Source organism: Amycolatopsis stemonae, from assembly GCF_054781455.1.
The window spans coordinates 553,450-566,320 of sequence record NZ_BAAGUJ010000002.1; the positions used below are offsets into that span (position 1 = coordinate 553,450).

Genomic DNA, 12,871 nt, shown 5'->3' on the forward strand with positions numbered 1-12,871 from the left:
CGGATGCTCCGCTCAGCGGACCGGCGACGTGACCCGAACCGCAATCCGGCGACTACCGAGACCGACTGATTCAGGTTAGGCTCACCTAAGTAGGAGGTGAGCCGTGACCGAGGCACCGACATCCATCCGCCGCCCGCCGGCGCCGAACCCCGCCGAGCGCGCCAAGACGATCGCGACCCGCAACGGGCCGGCGTCGCTCATGCCGACGTGCGAACGCGCCGGTCTCGACAGCGAACGCGTCGTCCCGGTCCTGCACCACGTGCACCACAGCGGCAGCGTCAGCGTGCTGCTGCCCGACGACCACCCGATGGTCAACGCGGCGAAGCAGACCCAGCGCGGCGAGCTGGCCGTGATGGTCGAACTGGCCGACCAGGCACCCGTCGACCTGCGCGAACCGATCCGCGGCCTGCTGTGGATCACGGGCTGGCTGCGGCCGCTCTCCCCGGTTTCGGCCCGCGCGCGGGCGATCGCGATCGCGGAGTCGCGACCGGACGAACGGCTCCTCGACGTCGGTCACGGCGTCACCCTGCTGCGGCTCACCCCGGCGTCGCTCGTGCTCGCCGACGCCGAGGGCACGCATTCGCTGCGCCCGCACATGTTCAGCGCGGCGCCGCCCGACCCGTTCCACGACTACGAGGCCCAGTGGCTGCGGCACCTGGAGAGCGACCACTCCGACGTCGTCGACCAGCTGGCCAAGCACCTGCCGGCGGAGCTGCGCGGCGGCCGGATCCGCCCGCTCGGGCTGGACCGGTTCGGGCTGCGGCTGCGCGTCGAGTCCGACGCGGGCGACCACGACGTCCGGCTGGCGTTCTCGAAGTCCGTCGAAAGCCCGCCGCAGCTCGCGATGGAGCTGCGGCGGCTCGTCGGCTGCCCGTTCCTGCGGGGGACGTCAGGCTAGTTCGGCGGGGAAGCCGCCCTTGGCGATCGGGCCCCAGCTCTCGATCGTCACGCGGATGATGCTCTTGCCCTGCTTGACCATGGCTTCGCGGTATTCGTCCCAGTCCGGGTGTTCGCCGGAAATGGCGCGGAAGTACTCCACGAGTGGCTCGACGGACTCCGGGATGTCCAGCACCTCGGCGGTCCCGTTGAGCTGGACCCACCGGTCGTTCCACTCGTCGGAGAGGATGCAGGCCGAGACCTTCGGGTTGCGCTTGACGTTCACGACCTTGGCGCGCTTGGGGTAGGTCGAGATGACCAGCCTGCCCTCGGCGTCGACGCCGCAGGTGACCGGCGAGAGCTGCGGGCTCCCGTCGGCCTTCGTGGCCATCAGGATCGCGCGGTGGCGGGTGGACAGGAACTCGACGAGCGCGGCGCGGTCGACGGTTTCGTTGGTGGCGATGCTCCTCGGCATACCCCGAAGGTAGCGTGCGCACATGACGTTCACCGCGCGATCGTGGCTGGCCCCGGCCCGGCCGGAGTTCCCCGGCGCGATCGAGGACCCGGCCGAACGCCGGGCGGTCAAGATCGAGCTGCTGATCGTCTTCGGCATCACGCTCGGCCTCTCCGGCGTACGCAGCCTGCTGTCCCTTGTGGACTCGCTGCTGCAGCCGACGCCGCTGGCCCAGCAGCAGGTCCAGCTCAACGTCCCGCAAGCCGCGGCGAGCCTGATCGACCTGCTCAAGCAGCTGCTCTCGGCCGCCCAGCTGGTCGGCTGGGGCGCGCTCGGGCTGTACTTCCTGTGGCGCGCCGGGATCAAGATGGCCCAGGTCGGACTGGACCGCCGGTCTCCCGGCCGCGACACGCTGCTGACGCTCGGGCTGGCCGCGCTGATCGGGATCCCCGGCCTCGGGCTGTACTTCCTCTCCTACCACCTGGGCTTCAGCCTAGCGGTGCAACCGTCCACTTTGGGCGACACGTGGTGGCGGCCGATCACGCTGACGCTCTCGGCGTTCGGCAACGCCTTCGCCGAAGAGGTGCTCGTCATCGGCTACCTGCTGACGCGGCTGCGGCAGCTCGGCGTCCGGGAGAACACCGCCGTGTTCGGCGCCGCCGTGCTGCGCGGGTCGTACCACCTGTACCAGGGCTTCGGCGGGTTCGTCGGCAACTTCGTCATGGGCCTGGTGTTCGGGCGGCTGTGGCAGAAGACGAACCGGCTGTGGCCGCTCGTCGCCGCGCACACGCTCTTCGACTTCGTGTCGTTCGTCGGATACGCCCTGCTGAAGGGGCACGTTTCCTGGTTGCCCTGACTAAGCTCGGGGGGTGATCGACGAAACGACACCTCCCCGGGTGGACAGCGAAGTCGGACCCCTGCGCGCGGTGCTGCTGCACCGGCCCGGCAACGAGCTCAAGAGGCTGACGCCCCGCAACAACGACCAGCTCCTGTTCGACTCGATCCCGTGGGTCGACCGGGCCCAGGCCGAGCACGACGCGTTCGCCGAGGTGCTGCGCAGCCGCGGCGTCGAGGTGCTGCTGCTGGCCGACGCCCTCCGGACGGCGCTGGAGGACGACCGCGCCCACGCGGCCGGCGTGCACGCGGCGGTCGACGACCGGCGCCTCGGCGGCGACCTCGCCGACTCGCTGCGGTCGCACCTTTCCGGCGTCCCCGCCGCCGGCCTCGCCGAGGTGCTGATGGCCGGGATGACGTTCGAGGAGCTGCCGTCGGCCGAGGGCGCGTCGCTGGTGCGGATGATGAACCACCCGCACGACTTCGCCGTCGACCCGCTGCCGAACCTGCTGTTCACGCGCGATTCGTCGGCGTGGATCGCCGACCGGGTGGCGATTTCGTCGTTGACCATGCCCGCGCGCCGTCGCGAGACGGCGGTGCTGGACCTGATCTACGCCTACCACCCGTACTTCCGGCACGCCGCCCGCGCGTACGGCGCGCATTCCGCGCCGATCGAAGGCGGTGACGTGATGCTGCTGGCGCCGGGCGTGCTCGCCATCGGCGTCGGCGAGCGCACAACCGCGGCCGGCGCGGAGTCGCTCGCGCGGTCGGTGTTCGCCGACGGCATCGCACACACCGTGCTGGCGGTGCCGATCGAGCAGTCCCGCGCGACCATGCACCTGGACACGGTGTGCACGATGGTCGCCGCCGACGCCGTGGTGATGTACCCGCTGGCCCGCGACTCGCTGACGGCGTTCACCATCCGCCCGACCGGCGACGGCGGCGTGAAGGTGGCGGGCCCGGCCCCGTTCCTGGTGGCCGCGGCGGAGGCCATGGAAATCGACCGGCTGCGCGTCATCGACACCGGGCTCGACCCGGTGACGGCCGAGCGCGAGCAGTGGGACGACGGCAACAACACGCTCGCGCTGGCGCCCGGCGTGGTCGTCGGCTACGAGCGGAACGTCGAGACGAACGAACGGCTGGAGGCGGCCGGTATCGAGGTGCTGCCGATCGCGGGCTCGGAGCTGGGTTCCGGCCGGGGTGGCCCGCGGTGCATGTCCTGCCCGATCCGCCGGGAGCCGCTGCAATAAAATGAAGTAAGCCTTCCCTAAATGGTTACGACAATTTAGGGAAGGCTTACTTAAATTAGGTACGTCTTCTTTAGGAATGGTAACCCTAATAGGGGCCAGATCACCAGCCCGAAGTGGCATCGAGCCGAATCTTGATCTATTCTGATTCACATGGCCCTCACCAAGAAGAAAGAACCGCGCTCGAAGTTCTACGAGCTGCTGCAGGCGCAGATCCACAACGAGTTCAACGCATCGCAGCAGTACATCGCGCTCGCGGTGTGGTTCGACGCCGAGGACCTGCCGCAGCTGGCGAAGCACTTCTACAAGCAGTCCGTCGAAGAGCGCAACCACGCGATGGCGCTCGTGCAGTACATGCTCGACCGAGACCACCACGTCGAAATCCCGGGCACGGGTGAAGTGCGCAACGACTTCTCCGGCGTCACCGAGGTCATCGAGCTCGCGCTCGAGCAGGAGAAGGAAGTCGCGGCCGACATCTCCGCGATGGCCAAGGCCGCCCGCGCCGAAGAGGACTACATCAGCGAGCAGTTCACGCAATGGTTCCTCAAGGAGCAGGTCGAGGAGATCTCGCAGATGAACACGCTGCTGAACGTCGTCAAGCGCGCGAACGGCAACCTGTTCGAGGTCGAGAACCACCTGCACCGCGAGTCCGTCGGCGATGGCGGCACGGATGCGCAGATGCCGCCGGTGGCCGGCGGAGCGCTGTAACCCCAAGACGCCGAAAACCCGGGCTCTCCCCCTGTGGACAGCCCGGGTTTTCGCATGTCGCCGGCGTTTTCAGCCGGCGCAGTCCTGGTTGACGCTCGCGAGGCTGGTCTGCACGACCGCGGAGTCGTCGAGCCGGAAGTGGTATTCGGCGGCGGCAGTGGCGGGGGCGACGACGCCACCCGACTCGTCCTTCGCCGCGGGGTAGACCGCGAGCACCTGGTCCCTGGTCGACCCGGCGCCGATGCCCTCGGCGGTGTGCGCCGACTGGTCGGGGGTGACGACGGTGAGCCCGGCCGCTTTCGAGACCACCACGGTCGCGCCGGACGGCACCCCGCTGCCCCGCGCGGTGTAGACGGTGCAGCTCCCGCCCGTCTGCGCGTCGCTGAGCGTGACGCCCTGCGCGGCGATCTGGGTCTCGGACATGCCGAGCTTGAGGCTGCCGAAGCCGTCCGGGGCGAGCAGCGGCCCGCTCAGCACGACCGGGAGCTTCGACGTCGGCTGGGCCGAAGGTGGCCGCGAAGCCTTCGACGGCTGCGTGGCCGGAGGCGCGGAAGCCTCGATGTCCTGCGTGCTCGTCGGACCTGCGTCCGACGGTTGTGGCTGCCGCCCGGCCGTGAGGTTCTCCGGCGGCTTGACGCTGATCGACGAGCCGCCCGCGGACATCACCGCGGTGCCGTCCTCGCCGTGGAGGCTGACCATGGTGAGCCCGCCCGAAACGGCCACGACGGCCGCCGCGACACCCGTCGCGGCGAGCACGCCGTGCCGGCGACGGCGGCGGCGCCGTGCCCCGGCGACGATGACCGTGCCGGCGTCCGGCGGCGGTGGCGGTAAGTCCAGGCGCTCGTCGGCGAACAGCGCGCGCAGGCGCTGCTCCAGCTCGTCCTCGGAGATGTTCAACCCGCGTCACTCCCTTCGCCCTGGATGTCGGCCGCGGTCAGCTTCATCCGCAGCGACGTGATCGCCTTGCTGGCCTGGCTCTTCACGGTGCCCTGCGTGACGCCGAGGGCGCTCGCGATCTCCGCTTCCGACAGACCCTCGTAGTAACGCAGGACCATCACGGCCCGTTGTCTCGGCGGCAGCGTTCGTAACGCACGCCACAGCGGCTCGTGCTCGAACGGGTCGTCCGGCACGTGCGGACTGGTGTCCGGCAGATCGGCCACGAGGTTCTCGCGACGCGTCCGCCGCCAGCGGCTGACGTGCGCGTTCGCCATCGACCGCCGGACGTAGGCGAGCGGGTCGCCGGTCTTTTCGTGCACGTACGCCCAGCGCGAACCGATCTTTTCGAGGACGGTCTGCACCAGGTCCGCCGCGTCGTGCGGGTTGCCGGTGAGCGCGTGCCCGTACCGCAGCAACCCCGGCAGGGTGGCCTGCACGAAGTCACCGAAGTCGGTGAACTCGCCCGGCAACGTCGCGGCCCTCCCTCGGCCTGCGCTGGTCACCCAGGTATCTCCCCCGGTGAAGACGGGTGCCGCAGCGGTCACCGTATCGCCTCCCATCGGGTTCGAGCCGCTTTCCTCCCCAACACGCATCACAGCCCCCTCAGGTTGCCCGCGTTCCCGCCTGACTTCGGGCGGGTCGAACTGCCCACGTCAGCGGTGCGCGAGCGCGTCGGGCAGCCGGAAACCGGCACCGTCCACCTCGCCGAACGCGTGCACACCGACCACCGCCGAGCGCGGAATCGGGCCGTACACGTGCGGGAACCAAACCCCGGCCGGATGCGGCGGCTCGCCGTCTTCCCAGCGGACGGGGACCCCCAGTTTTCCCGGGTCGATCTCGAGCAGCACCAGATCGGTGCGGCCCCGGTAGAGCGCGTTGGCCGGCAGGTGCGCCGTGCCGAAGTCGGAGCAGTGGACGAACCCGACGTCCCCGAGTGAAGGAGGCCGGTACTCGCCACCTTCGCCCACTTCGGCCCAGTCGGCCGCCCCGCAGATATGGAGTATCACGCGGAGAATCGTCCCACCACAGCGATTCGGCGGCGGTGTCTCGTGCGCCACATAACGCCTGGTTGAACGCTCATCGAGCAGTTTCCGGTCACCGGAACGCGCGAACGGTCCGGTGCTTTCCGACGACGTCTCGGCGGCTGCCGGACCGCCTCGGGCACGCCGCTTGCGGGCTACCGCCGACGACCCATCCGAGCTCCGCGGCCGGACGGTGGCCGTCCCGAAGGGCTGCTCGGCGGGCGCGGCCTGCTGGGGCCTTCCGGCGGGCCGCGCCCGGTGGGTCAGCGCAGGGTGAGCTGGCGGCCGATGAGGCCGTCGCGAGCGCGGCGCTCGGCGGCGTTCAGGGGTTCCGTGTCGAGGGACTTGAGGGCCGACTCGAGGCGGCCGCCCAGGGCGTCCTTCGCTTCGGCCCACTCGCGGGCGTGGGCCTCGGGGTCGAGGTCCCAGACCGGGACCAGCAGGCCGTGCGCCCGGAACGAACCGGCGTAGCGCGAGCCCTCGCCGAGGCCGAGCTCGCCCGCCGCGGACAGCCGGGCGAGGGCCTGGAGCAGCAGGTTCTCCGGCTCCGGGCGGACCCAGCGCAGGTGCGCCTTTTCGCCCGCGAGGACCCAGTAGGCGCCGTGTCCGAGGCGTTCGGTCGGCATGATCGCCGCGTTCGCGCGCTCGAGGGAGACCGCGACGTCGCCGGTGGCGTCCGCGTCCTCCGGGAGCCACCAGGCGAAGTCCTTGTGCAGCGTGACGTCGAGTTCGGCGCCCGGGCTCAGCAGGTCCTGGAGGCGGGCGTGCTCGTCGGCCTCCGGCGGGGTCGTCGTGTCCGGCACGCCGAGGACGTCGCCCTCCTTGGCGTCCAGCAGCCACTTCAGCGAACGGCCCAGGTCCCGGCTGATGTCGGACGAGCGCGTCTGCACCTGCAGGCCGAGGTAGCGCTCGCCATCCGAGCGGACGAACGCGGCCGCGGCCATCGGCAGCACCGTGCCGAGAGTGACGTCCCCGCCGTCGGCGAGGGTCAGCTTGGCCGTCGCGGACGGCACGAACTCGCGCAGCGCGATCAGCTCGGGCTCCGCCGCCAGTCCTTCGAACGGCTGGCCGACGAAGACGTCGCGCACCTTCGGCTTGCGGTCCGACGCCTGCTTGGGACCCTTCTTGCGCGCGCCCTTGCCCACTGCTGCCTCCTCTGGCTCGGCTTGAGACGCTATCGAAGGGTTAGTCTCGCGACGTGTTCGACCCCCGCGATCCCGCGTTCCTGGAAGACCCGTACCCGGCGTTCGCCGAGCTCCGTTCCCAGGGCGACGTCCACCACCACGACGAGCTCGGCTTGGCCGTCGCCGTCTCGCACGCCGCGTCTTCGGCCGTCCTGCGCCACCGCGGCCTGGGCCGGATCTGGCAGGACGCCCAGCCGCTCGAACGGTTCGCGTCGTTCAACCTGCTGCACCGCAACTCCCTGCTGGAGAACGAGCCGCCGGCGCACACCCGCCTGCGCCGCCTGATCGCGGGCGCCTTCGGCCGCGGCCACGTGCAGCGCCTGCGTCCGATGGTCGCGAAGCTCGCCGACCGGATGGTCGACGACCTCGCGGCCGCGATCGCCGCCGACGGCAGCGCGGACCTGCTGGCGCACCTCGCCCAGCCGCTGCCGGTCGCCGTGATCGCCGAGCTGCTGGGCGTGCCCGGCACCGACGGCCCGCGGATGGTCGAACTGTCCAACGCCATCGTCAAGATGTACGAGTACGGCCTGCCCGAGGAGGGCCGCGACGCCGCCGAGCTGGCGGCCGCCGAGTTCGTCGAGTACGTCCGGTCGGTGGCCTCGACCCGCGCCGAGTCGCCCGGGGACGACATCATCAGCGACCTGCTGCGCAGCGAGCTGACCCCGGACGAGCTGGTCGCGACCGCGGTGCTGCTGCTGATGGCCGGCCACGAGGCAACGGTGAACGTGCTCGGCAACGGCATCACGGCCCTGCTCACCCACCGGGACCAGTGGGAACGGCTCCTGGTGACTCCTTCCTTGCTGGATTCGTGCGTCGAAGAACTGATCCGGTTCGACGCGCCGCTGCAGCTGTTCGAGCGGACGGCGACCGAGGACGTGTCGATCTGCGGGTATGTCGTCTCGGAGGGGCAGAAGATCGGCGCGCTGCTGGGTGCCGCCGCCCGCGATCCGAGGGTGTTCGACGCGCCGGACACCCTCGACATCGGACGGACTCCGAACGCGCACCTCGGGTTCGGCCTGGGGATTCACTACTGCGTGGGCGCTCCTCTCGCTCGGGTGGAGATCGCCGCCGCGTTGAGCGCGCTGGCGGCGAAGCTGCCGGGTCTGCGGCTCGCCGAGACTCCGCGGCGACGGCCGGAGTTCGTCATCCGCGGGCTGCGGGAGCTGCGGGCCACCACGTAAGCCGGATCCGGCGTGAGCCGAGCCCGAACTCGCGTGATTGGACGGGCATCTCGCGTGATTGGGGAGGCATCACGCGTGATTGGGGAGGCATCACGCGTGATTGGGGGGGGCGACACGGTGGGTCATGGGGTTACTCCGGCGAACAGGTCGGTTTCCAGGTCTGGGCCTGGGGCCGGGTGGGCTCGGTGGTAGTCCTCGTGGGGCCAGACTTCGCGTTCGATGTCGCGGGAGTGGGCGAAGAACGGGTGGGCCGGGTCGACCTGGGTCGCGTGGGCCAGGAGGGCGCGGTCGCGGGTGCCGAAGTACTCCTCGCAGCGGATCTTCGTGGTGGTCGTCAGGGTGTCGGGTGGGAGCTCGGCGAGGACGTCGGCCATGGAGGACTCGAGGCCGGCGGCCAGGGTCGCGTCGTGCAGGGCTTTGAACCAGGCCCGGCTCAGAGTTGCCTGGTAGTACAGCTTTTGAACCCGCCAGGGTTCGCCGGTTCCCGGGTAGCGGGCCGGGTCGGCCGCCGCCTCGAAGGCTTCGAGCGTGACCTCGTGGGTGCGGATGTGGTCCGGGTGGGGGTAGCCGCCCGTTTCGTCATACGTGATCACGACGTGCGGGCGGAACTCGCGGATCAGCGCCACCAGCGGAGCGGCCGCTTCGGACAGCGGGAGCGTGGCGAAGGAGCCCTCGGGCAGTGGCTCGCTCATGCCCGAGTCGGCCATGCCGAGGAAGAGCTGGCGGACGCCCAGGATCCGGGCCGCCGCGGCCATCTCGCGGCGACGGATCGCCGGCAGGTCGGCGAGGGTTTCGGGGGTGTCCAGGGCCGGGTTCAGGATGTCGCCGCGCTCGCCGCCGGTGCAGGTGGCGACCAGGACGTCGACGCCTTCGGCCGCGTAGCGGGCGAGCGTGGCCGCGCCCTTGCTGGACTCGTCGTCGGGGTGGGCGTGGACGCTCAGCAGGCGGAGGGTCACCGGGTGCTCCTCGGGGGGTAGAAGGCTGCGGGAATCAGGGTCAATGCGGATATCGCGAGTGCCCACGTGAACGTCATGCCGAAGGCGCTGGGGCCCGCCGCCTTCGTGAGTTCACTGTGGAGGATCGCGGCCAGCAGGGCCGTGCCCAGCGAGCCGCCGATCCGGTTGATCACGTTGAACGCGCTCGCCGCCCGCGGGATGCGGGACCGCTCCAGCGAGCCGTACAGCGTGGTCATGCCCGGGGCGGTCGCCGCGCCGAGCCCGGCGCCGCGGACGACCAGGGACAAGGTCAGCAGGACGCCGCTCGGTGCCGAACCGAGCTGGGTGAACGCGATGATGCCCAGCAGGGACAGGCCGATCCCGGCCAGCATCATCCGGCGGGCGCCGAACCGGGCCAGGAGCCGGCCGCCCGCCAGCATGACCGCCGCCGAGCCGACGGCCTGCGGAGCGAGCAACAGCCCGGCTTCCAACGCGCTCGCGTGCGAAACCTGTTGGTAGTACAGGGGAAGCAGCAACATCGAGCTGTACTGTGACGCACCCAGCAGGAACGTGCTCACGCTGGCGACCGTGAAACCCTTGTCGCGGAACAACTTCAGGTCGAGGACCGCCGACGGCGCCCGGGCCGCGTGGACGCCGTACGCGACCAGCAGGACAGCCCCAGCCAGCCAAGCGACGACCACACCTTCGGCCAAGCCGTAGACGAACACGCCCAGCCCCGGCGAAAGCAGGAGGATCCCACGGACGTCGAGCGGTGCGCGGACGCCGCCGGGCGACGGCGCCGGGAGCAACCGCCGTGCGAAGACGAACGTCGCCACGCCCAACGGGACGACGCCGAAGAACATCCACCGCCAGCCGAGGCCGGCCACCAGGACACCGCCGAGCATCGGGCCGAGCACCGGCGCCACCGTGGCCGGCAGCGTGATCACGCCGATCATGCGGCCCAGCGCCGGGCCCGCCTCCTGCGCGAACAAGGCCTGCCCGACCGGCTGCATCAGCCCGCCGCCCAGGCCGTGCAGCACCCGGAACGCGATCAGTGCCGGCGCCGACCAGGCGAACCCGCACAACAGCGTGCCGGCCGTGAAGACCGCCACCGCCGCCAGCCACACCGCGCGGCCGCCGAAGCGATCGGTCAGCCAGCCCGACAACGGGATCGCCGCCGACGCGGCCAGCAGGTACGCGCTGGCCACCCACTGCACCGTCGGCAGCGGACTGCCCAGGTCACGGGCGATCGAGCCGATCCCGACGGTGACGATCGTCGCGTCGAGGATCGACAGCACCGCGCCCATGATCAGGACGCCGCCGAGCTTCCACAACGCCGCGTCGGGACGGATCGCCGTCGTCATGCCCTCCCCCGTTCATTAGGTCGAACCTCAGATTAGGTCCAACCCATTGATTAGGTCAAGCACAAACTTGGGTCCGACCCAGTAGAGTGACGTCCATGAGTGAGGGACTCCGGGCCCAGAAGAAGCACGAGACCAGGAAGAACATCTCCGACGTCGCGACGAAGCTGTTCATCCGCGAGGGCTTCGAGGACGTGACGATCGCGGACATCGCGGCCGCGGCGCGGGTCGCCAAGATGACCGTGACGAACCACTTCCCGCGCAAGGAGGACCTGGTCTTCGACATCCGCGCGGACTTCGCGGCCTGGCCCGCGAACCTGATCCACGACAGCGTCTTCCACGACACCCGCGAGCTCTACTTCGAAGCGCTGGGCGCCGAGCACGCGCTGGTCGGGTTCTCCGGCCAGGGGTTCGCGCGCATGATCAAGGACAGCCCCGTCCTGACGAACGCGCTGCACGAAATGCACCGCGAGCGCGAGGCAGCGTTGACGCACCTCCTCATCCGGCGCCATCCGGAGCAGGGCCTCGAGCCGGTCCTCGCCGCCGCCCACCTCGCGACGGTGCTGCGCGTGCTCTTCCAGGAGGTCTTCGACCGGACGCTCGAGAACGAGAAGCAGATCTCCGACGCGGTGTGGCCCGCCGCGGAACAGGCCTTCGACCAGCTGGAACCGGTCTTCGGCAGTTACTAACGGGCGGCTCCGGACGGCCGCGCGGTGCGCAGCTCGGGCTCCGGGGCACCCGCCACCTTGAGGACGCGCATCGAGCGCACGGCGCGAGCGTCGGACGGCGCCAGCAAAGCCGAGAACCGCCGCACGACCAGGGCGGTCACCACCGCCAGCAGCGCCGCCGACAGGTCGGTCAGCGCGACGAGGACGACGCTGTCGGCCATCGCCTGCACGTCGTCGCGGAAGCGCCAGACGATCGTGACGCCGAGCAGGATCCAGTTCAGCAGCCAGGCGCCCCACCACACGAGGACCTGGCGCGACGGCTTCGGCCGGACGTCGCGCGGGCGACCCAGCACCGCGTGCTCCAGCTCGCCGACGATCGACAGGGCCATCGGCAGGTTCGCGATCGGCACGAGGACGCCGACCAGCACCTGCCAGAGCGGCCGCGGCGGGTCGTCGCCCGAGACGTCCGCGGCGGCCCGGCGCGCGACCAGCAGCCACCAGACCGACAGCCCGGCGGGCAGCAGCGCGAGGATCGAGGCCAGCAGGCCGGCGGTGAGCACGAAGCCGTCGGAGAACGCGACGACCGAGCGGTTCAGCGCGGACTCCCGGCCCTGGACGAGCAGCACGTACCGCCAGATCTCGGCGCCGGCGGCCACGACGGCGAGGACGGCGAACGCGAAGAGGATGCCGAGCAGGCTCCGGCTGAGCACCGGCACGCGGTCGATCGGGCGGACTTCGTCCGACGCCGTGCCGGGCACGGACGTCGGGCGGCGCCAGACCAGGTTCGGGAAGCCCCAGCGCGGTGGCACCGGGTACGACGGCGGTCCGAGGTACCGCTCGGGCGGCGTCACCCGGCGGCGCGGCCACGCGCCCGGGGGCGGGGTCGCGACCCAGCGCAGCTTCGGCCGGTGCAGGGGACGGCGGTGGTACGGGTACGGCTCCGGCTGGGCGGCCAGCGCCTGGCCCTGCAGCTGCTGGGCGTTCGGCGGCGGCACCTGGCGCGGCCAGTACCCAGGAGGCGGACCCGGCTGCAAGGCTAGATCACTTCGGGGTCGATGCCGGGGTGCTCGCCGACCATCGGCCGGCCTTCACGCTGCCACGCGCCCATGCCGCCGGCGACGTTCACCGCGTCCCAGCCGCTCTGGTTCAGCCACGCCGTCGCGCGCGCGGACCGGCCGCCGCTGCGGCAGATCACGTGGATCGGCTGGTCGTCGGGCAGGTCGGTCAGCTCGCCGACGCGGGCGGGCAGCTCCCCCATCGGGATGTGCACGGCGCCGGGCGCGTGCCCGGCGGCCCACTCGTCGTCTTCGCGGACGTCGAGCAGGACGAGGCCGTCCTTGGGCAGGTCGCGGACCTCGGCGGTCGGCAGTTCAGCAGGGCTCACCACGGTCTCCATGCTGCCATGCGAGGGCGTTGCCCGCGCGTGAGGTGGGATCGGCCGGGCATCACGTGTGATTGGGGAGGC

15 protein-coding genes are annotated in these 12,871 nt (G+C 71.0%); 6 read left to right on the top strand and 9 right to left on the bottom strand.

Annotated elements, in window-relative coordinates:
- The first annotated feature begins 103 nt into the window (after positions 1 to 103).
- Positions 104 to 898 (top strand): DUF2470 domain-containing protein, encoded by a 795-nt coding sequence (locus ACYVLJ_RS08840; protein ID WP_460438298.1) that lies wholly within the window; start codon positions 104 to 106, stop codon positions 896 to 898.
- Here the strand turns inward: ACYVLJ_RS08840 and ACYVLJ_RS08845 are convergent.
- Positions 890 to 1,351, bottom strand: a complete 462-nt coding sequence (locus ACYVLJ_RS08845; RefSeq protein WP_451971199.1) for a PPOX class F420-dependent oxidoreductase — start codon at positions 1,349 to 1,351, stop codon at positions 890 to 892. The genes ACYVLJ_RS08840 and ACYVLJ_RS08845 overlap by 9 nt on opposite strands.
- Positions 1,352 to 1,373: 22 nt before the next feature.
- Here ACYVLJ_RS08845 and ACYVLJ_RS08850 point away from each other — a divergent pair, with 22 nt between their 5' ends.
- The 3 genes from ACYVLJ_RS08850 (at position 1,374) to ACYVLJ_RS08860 (ending at position 4,119) form a co-directional block, all read left to right on the top strand.
- Positions 1,374 to 2,186, top strand: coding sequence for a CPBP family intramembrane glutamic endopeptidase (locus tag ACYVLJ_RS08850; protein ID WP_460438299.1), 813 nt, complete (start codon positions 1,374 to 1,376; stop codon positions 2,184 to 2,186).
- A 40-nt stretch (positions 2,187 to 2,226) separates the two neighbouring features.
- Positions 2,227 to 3,414 (top strand): arginine deiminase, encoded by a 1,188-nt coding sequence (locus ACYVLJ_RS08855; RefSeq protein ID WP_451971991.1) that lies wholly within the window; start codon positions 2,227 to 2,229, stop codon positions 3,412 to 3,414.
- A gap of 150 nt (positions 3,415 to 3,564) precedes the next feature.
- On the top strand, positions 3,565 to 4,119 hold the full coding sequence (locus ACYVLJ_RS08860; protein ID WP_451971193.1) for a ferritin: 555 nt from the start codon (positions 3,565 to 3,567) through the stop codon (positions 4,117 to 4,119).
- 69 nt (positions 4,120 to 4,188) lie between these two features.
- Here the strand turns inward: ACYVLJ_RS08860 and ACYVLJ_RS08865 are convergent, their stop codons facing one another.
- The 4 genes from ACYVLJ_RS08865 to ACYVLJ_RS08880 form a co-directional block, all read right to left on the bottom strand.
- A complete protein-coding gene (locus ACYVLJ_RS08865) occupies positions 4,189 to 5,016 on the bottom strand; it encodes a hypothetical protein (RefSeq protein ID WP_460438300.1) in 828 nt (275 codons plus the stop codon).
- Positions 5,013 to 5,525 carry a SigE family RNA polymerase sigma factor gene (locus ACYVLJ_RS08870; protein WP_451971988.1) on the bottom strand — a complete coding sequence of 171 codons (513 nt, stop codon included), beginning with the start codon at positions 5,523 to 5,525 and terminating at the stop codon, positions 5,013 to 5,015. The genes ACYVLJ_RS08865 and ACYVLJ_RS08870 overlap by 4 nt, the downstream gene beginning before the upstream one ends.
- A gap of 183 nt (positions 5,526 to 5,708) precedes the next feature.
- The gene (locus tag ACYVLJ_RS08875) at positions 5,709 to 6,062 is read right to left on the bottom strand and encodes a DUF952 domain-containing protein (RefSeq protein ID WP_460438301.1); all 354 of its coding nucleotides are present in this window, start codon (positions 6,060 to 6,062) and stop codon (positions 5,709 to 5,711) included.
- 278 nt (positions 6,063 to 6,340) lie between these two features.
- Complete coding sequence (locus ACYVLJ_RS08880; protein ID WP_451971185.1) at positions 6,341 to 7,222, bottom strand: DUF5926 family protein; 882 nt, start codon at positions 7,220 to 7,222, stop codon at positions 6,341 to 6,343.
- 53 nt (positions 7,223 to 7,275) lie between these two features.
- Between ACYVLJ_RS08880 and ACYVLJ_RS08885 the strand changes: the two genes are divergently transcribed.
- Complete coding sequence (locus ACYVLJ_RS08885; protein WP_460438302.1) at positions 7,276 to 8,442, top strand: cytochrome P450; 1,167 nt, start codon at positions 7,276 to 7,278, stop codon at positions 8,440 to 8,442.
- Between the two features lie 122 nt (positions 8,443 to 8,564).
- On the opposite strand, the gene mca is transcribed toward ACYVLJ_RS08885, so the two are convergent.
- Positions 8,565 to 9,398, bottom strand: coding sequence for a PIG-L family deacetylase (gene mca / locus ACYVLJ_RS08890; RefSeq protein ID WP_460438303.1), 834 nt, complete (start codon positions 9,396 to 9,398; stop codon positions 8,565 to 8,567).
- Positions 9,395 to 10,741, bottom strand: a complete 1,347-nt coding sequence (locus ACYVLJ_RS08895) for an efflux MFS transporter permease (RefSeq protein WP_460438304.1) — start codon at positions 10,739 to 10,741, stop codon at positions 9,395 to 9,397. The genes mca and ACYVLJ_RS08895 overlap by 4 nt, the downstream gene beginning before the upstream one ends.
- 95 nt (positions 10,742 to 10,836) lie before the next feature.
- Between ACYVLJ_RS08895 and ACYVLJ_RS08900 the strand changes: the two genes are divergently transcribed.
- Positions 10,837 to 11,427 carry a TetR/AcrR family transcriptional regulator gene (locus ACYVLJ_RS08900; protein ID WP_460438305.1) on the top strand — a complete coding sequence of 197 codons (591 nt, stop codon included), beginning with the start codon at positions 10,837 to 10,839 and terminating at the stop codon, positions 11,425 to 11,427.
- Here the strand turns inward: ACYVLJ_RS08900 and ACYVLJ_RS08905 are convergent.
- Together ACYVLJ_RS08905 and ACYVLJ_RS08910 are read right to left on the bottom strand one after the other, a co-directional pair.
- On the bottom strand, positions 11,424 to 12,401 hold the full coding sequence (locus ACYVLJ_RS08905) for a DUF4328 domain-containing protein (protein ID WP_460438306.1): 978 nt from the start codon (positions 12,399 to 12,401) through the stop codon (positions 11,424 to 11,426). The two genes, ACYVLJ_RS08900 and ACYVLJ_RS08905, sit on opposite strands and share 4 nt — an antisense overlap.
- Positions 12,402 to 12,442: 41 nt before the next feature.
- Positions 12,443 to 12,802, bottom strand: a complete 360-nt coding sequence (locus ACYVLJ_RS08910; RefSeq protein WP_451971168.1) for a rhodanese-like domain-containing protein — start codon at positions 12,800 to 12,802, stop codon at positions 12,443 to 12,445.
- Between the last annotated feature and the right edge of the window lie 69 nt (positions 12,803 to 12,871).

Bases quoted from the DNA above. Each gene is read 5' to 3' on its own strand.
- ACYVLJ_RS08910 (WP_451971168.1), bottom strand. From the start codon at position 12,802: ATGGAGACCGTGGTGAGCCCTGCTGAACTGCCGACCGCCGAGGTCCGC.
- ACYVLJ_RS08850 (WP_460438299.1), top strand. From the start codon at position 1,374: ATGACGTTCACCGCGCGATCGTGGCTGGCCCCGGCCCGGCCGGAGTTC.
- ACYVLJ_RS08895 (WP_460438304.1), bottom strand. From the start codon at position 10,741: ATGACGACGGCGATCCGTCCCGACGCGGCGTTGTGGAAGCTCGGCGGC.
- ACYVLJ_RS08845 (WP_451971199.1), bottom strand. From the start codon at position 1,351: ATGCCGAGGAGCATCGCCACCAACGAAACCGTCGACCGCGCCGCGCTC.
- ACYVLJ_RS08860 (WP_451971193.1), top strand. From the start codon at position 3,565: ATGGCCCTCACCAAGAAGAAAGAACCGCGCTCGAAGTTCTACGAGCTG.
- ACYVLJ_RS08900 (WP_460438305.1), top strand. From the start codon at position 10,837: ATGAGTGAGGGACTCCGGGCCCAGAAGAAGCACGAGACCAGGAAGAAC.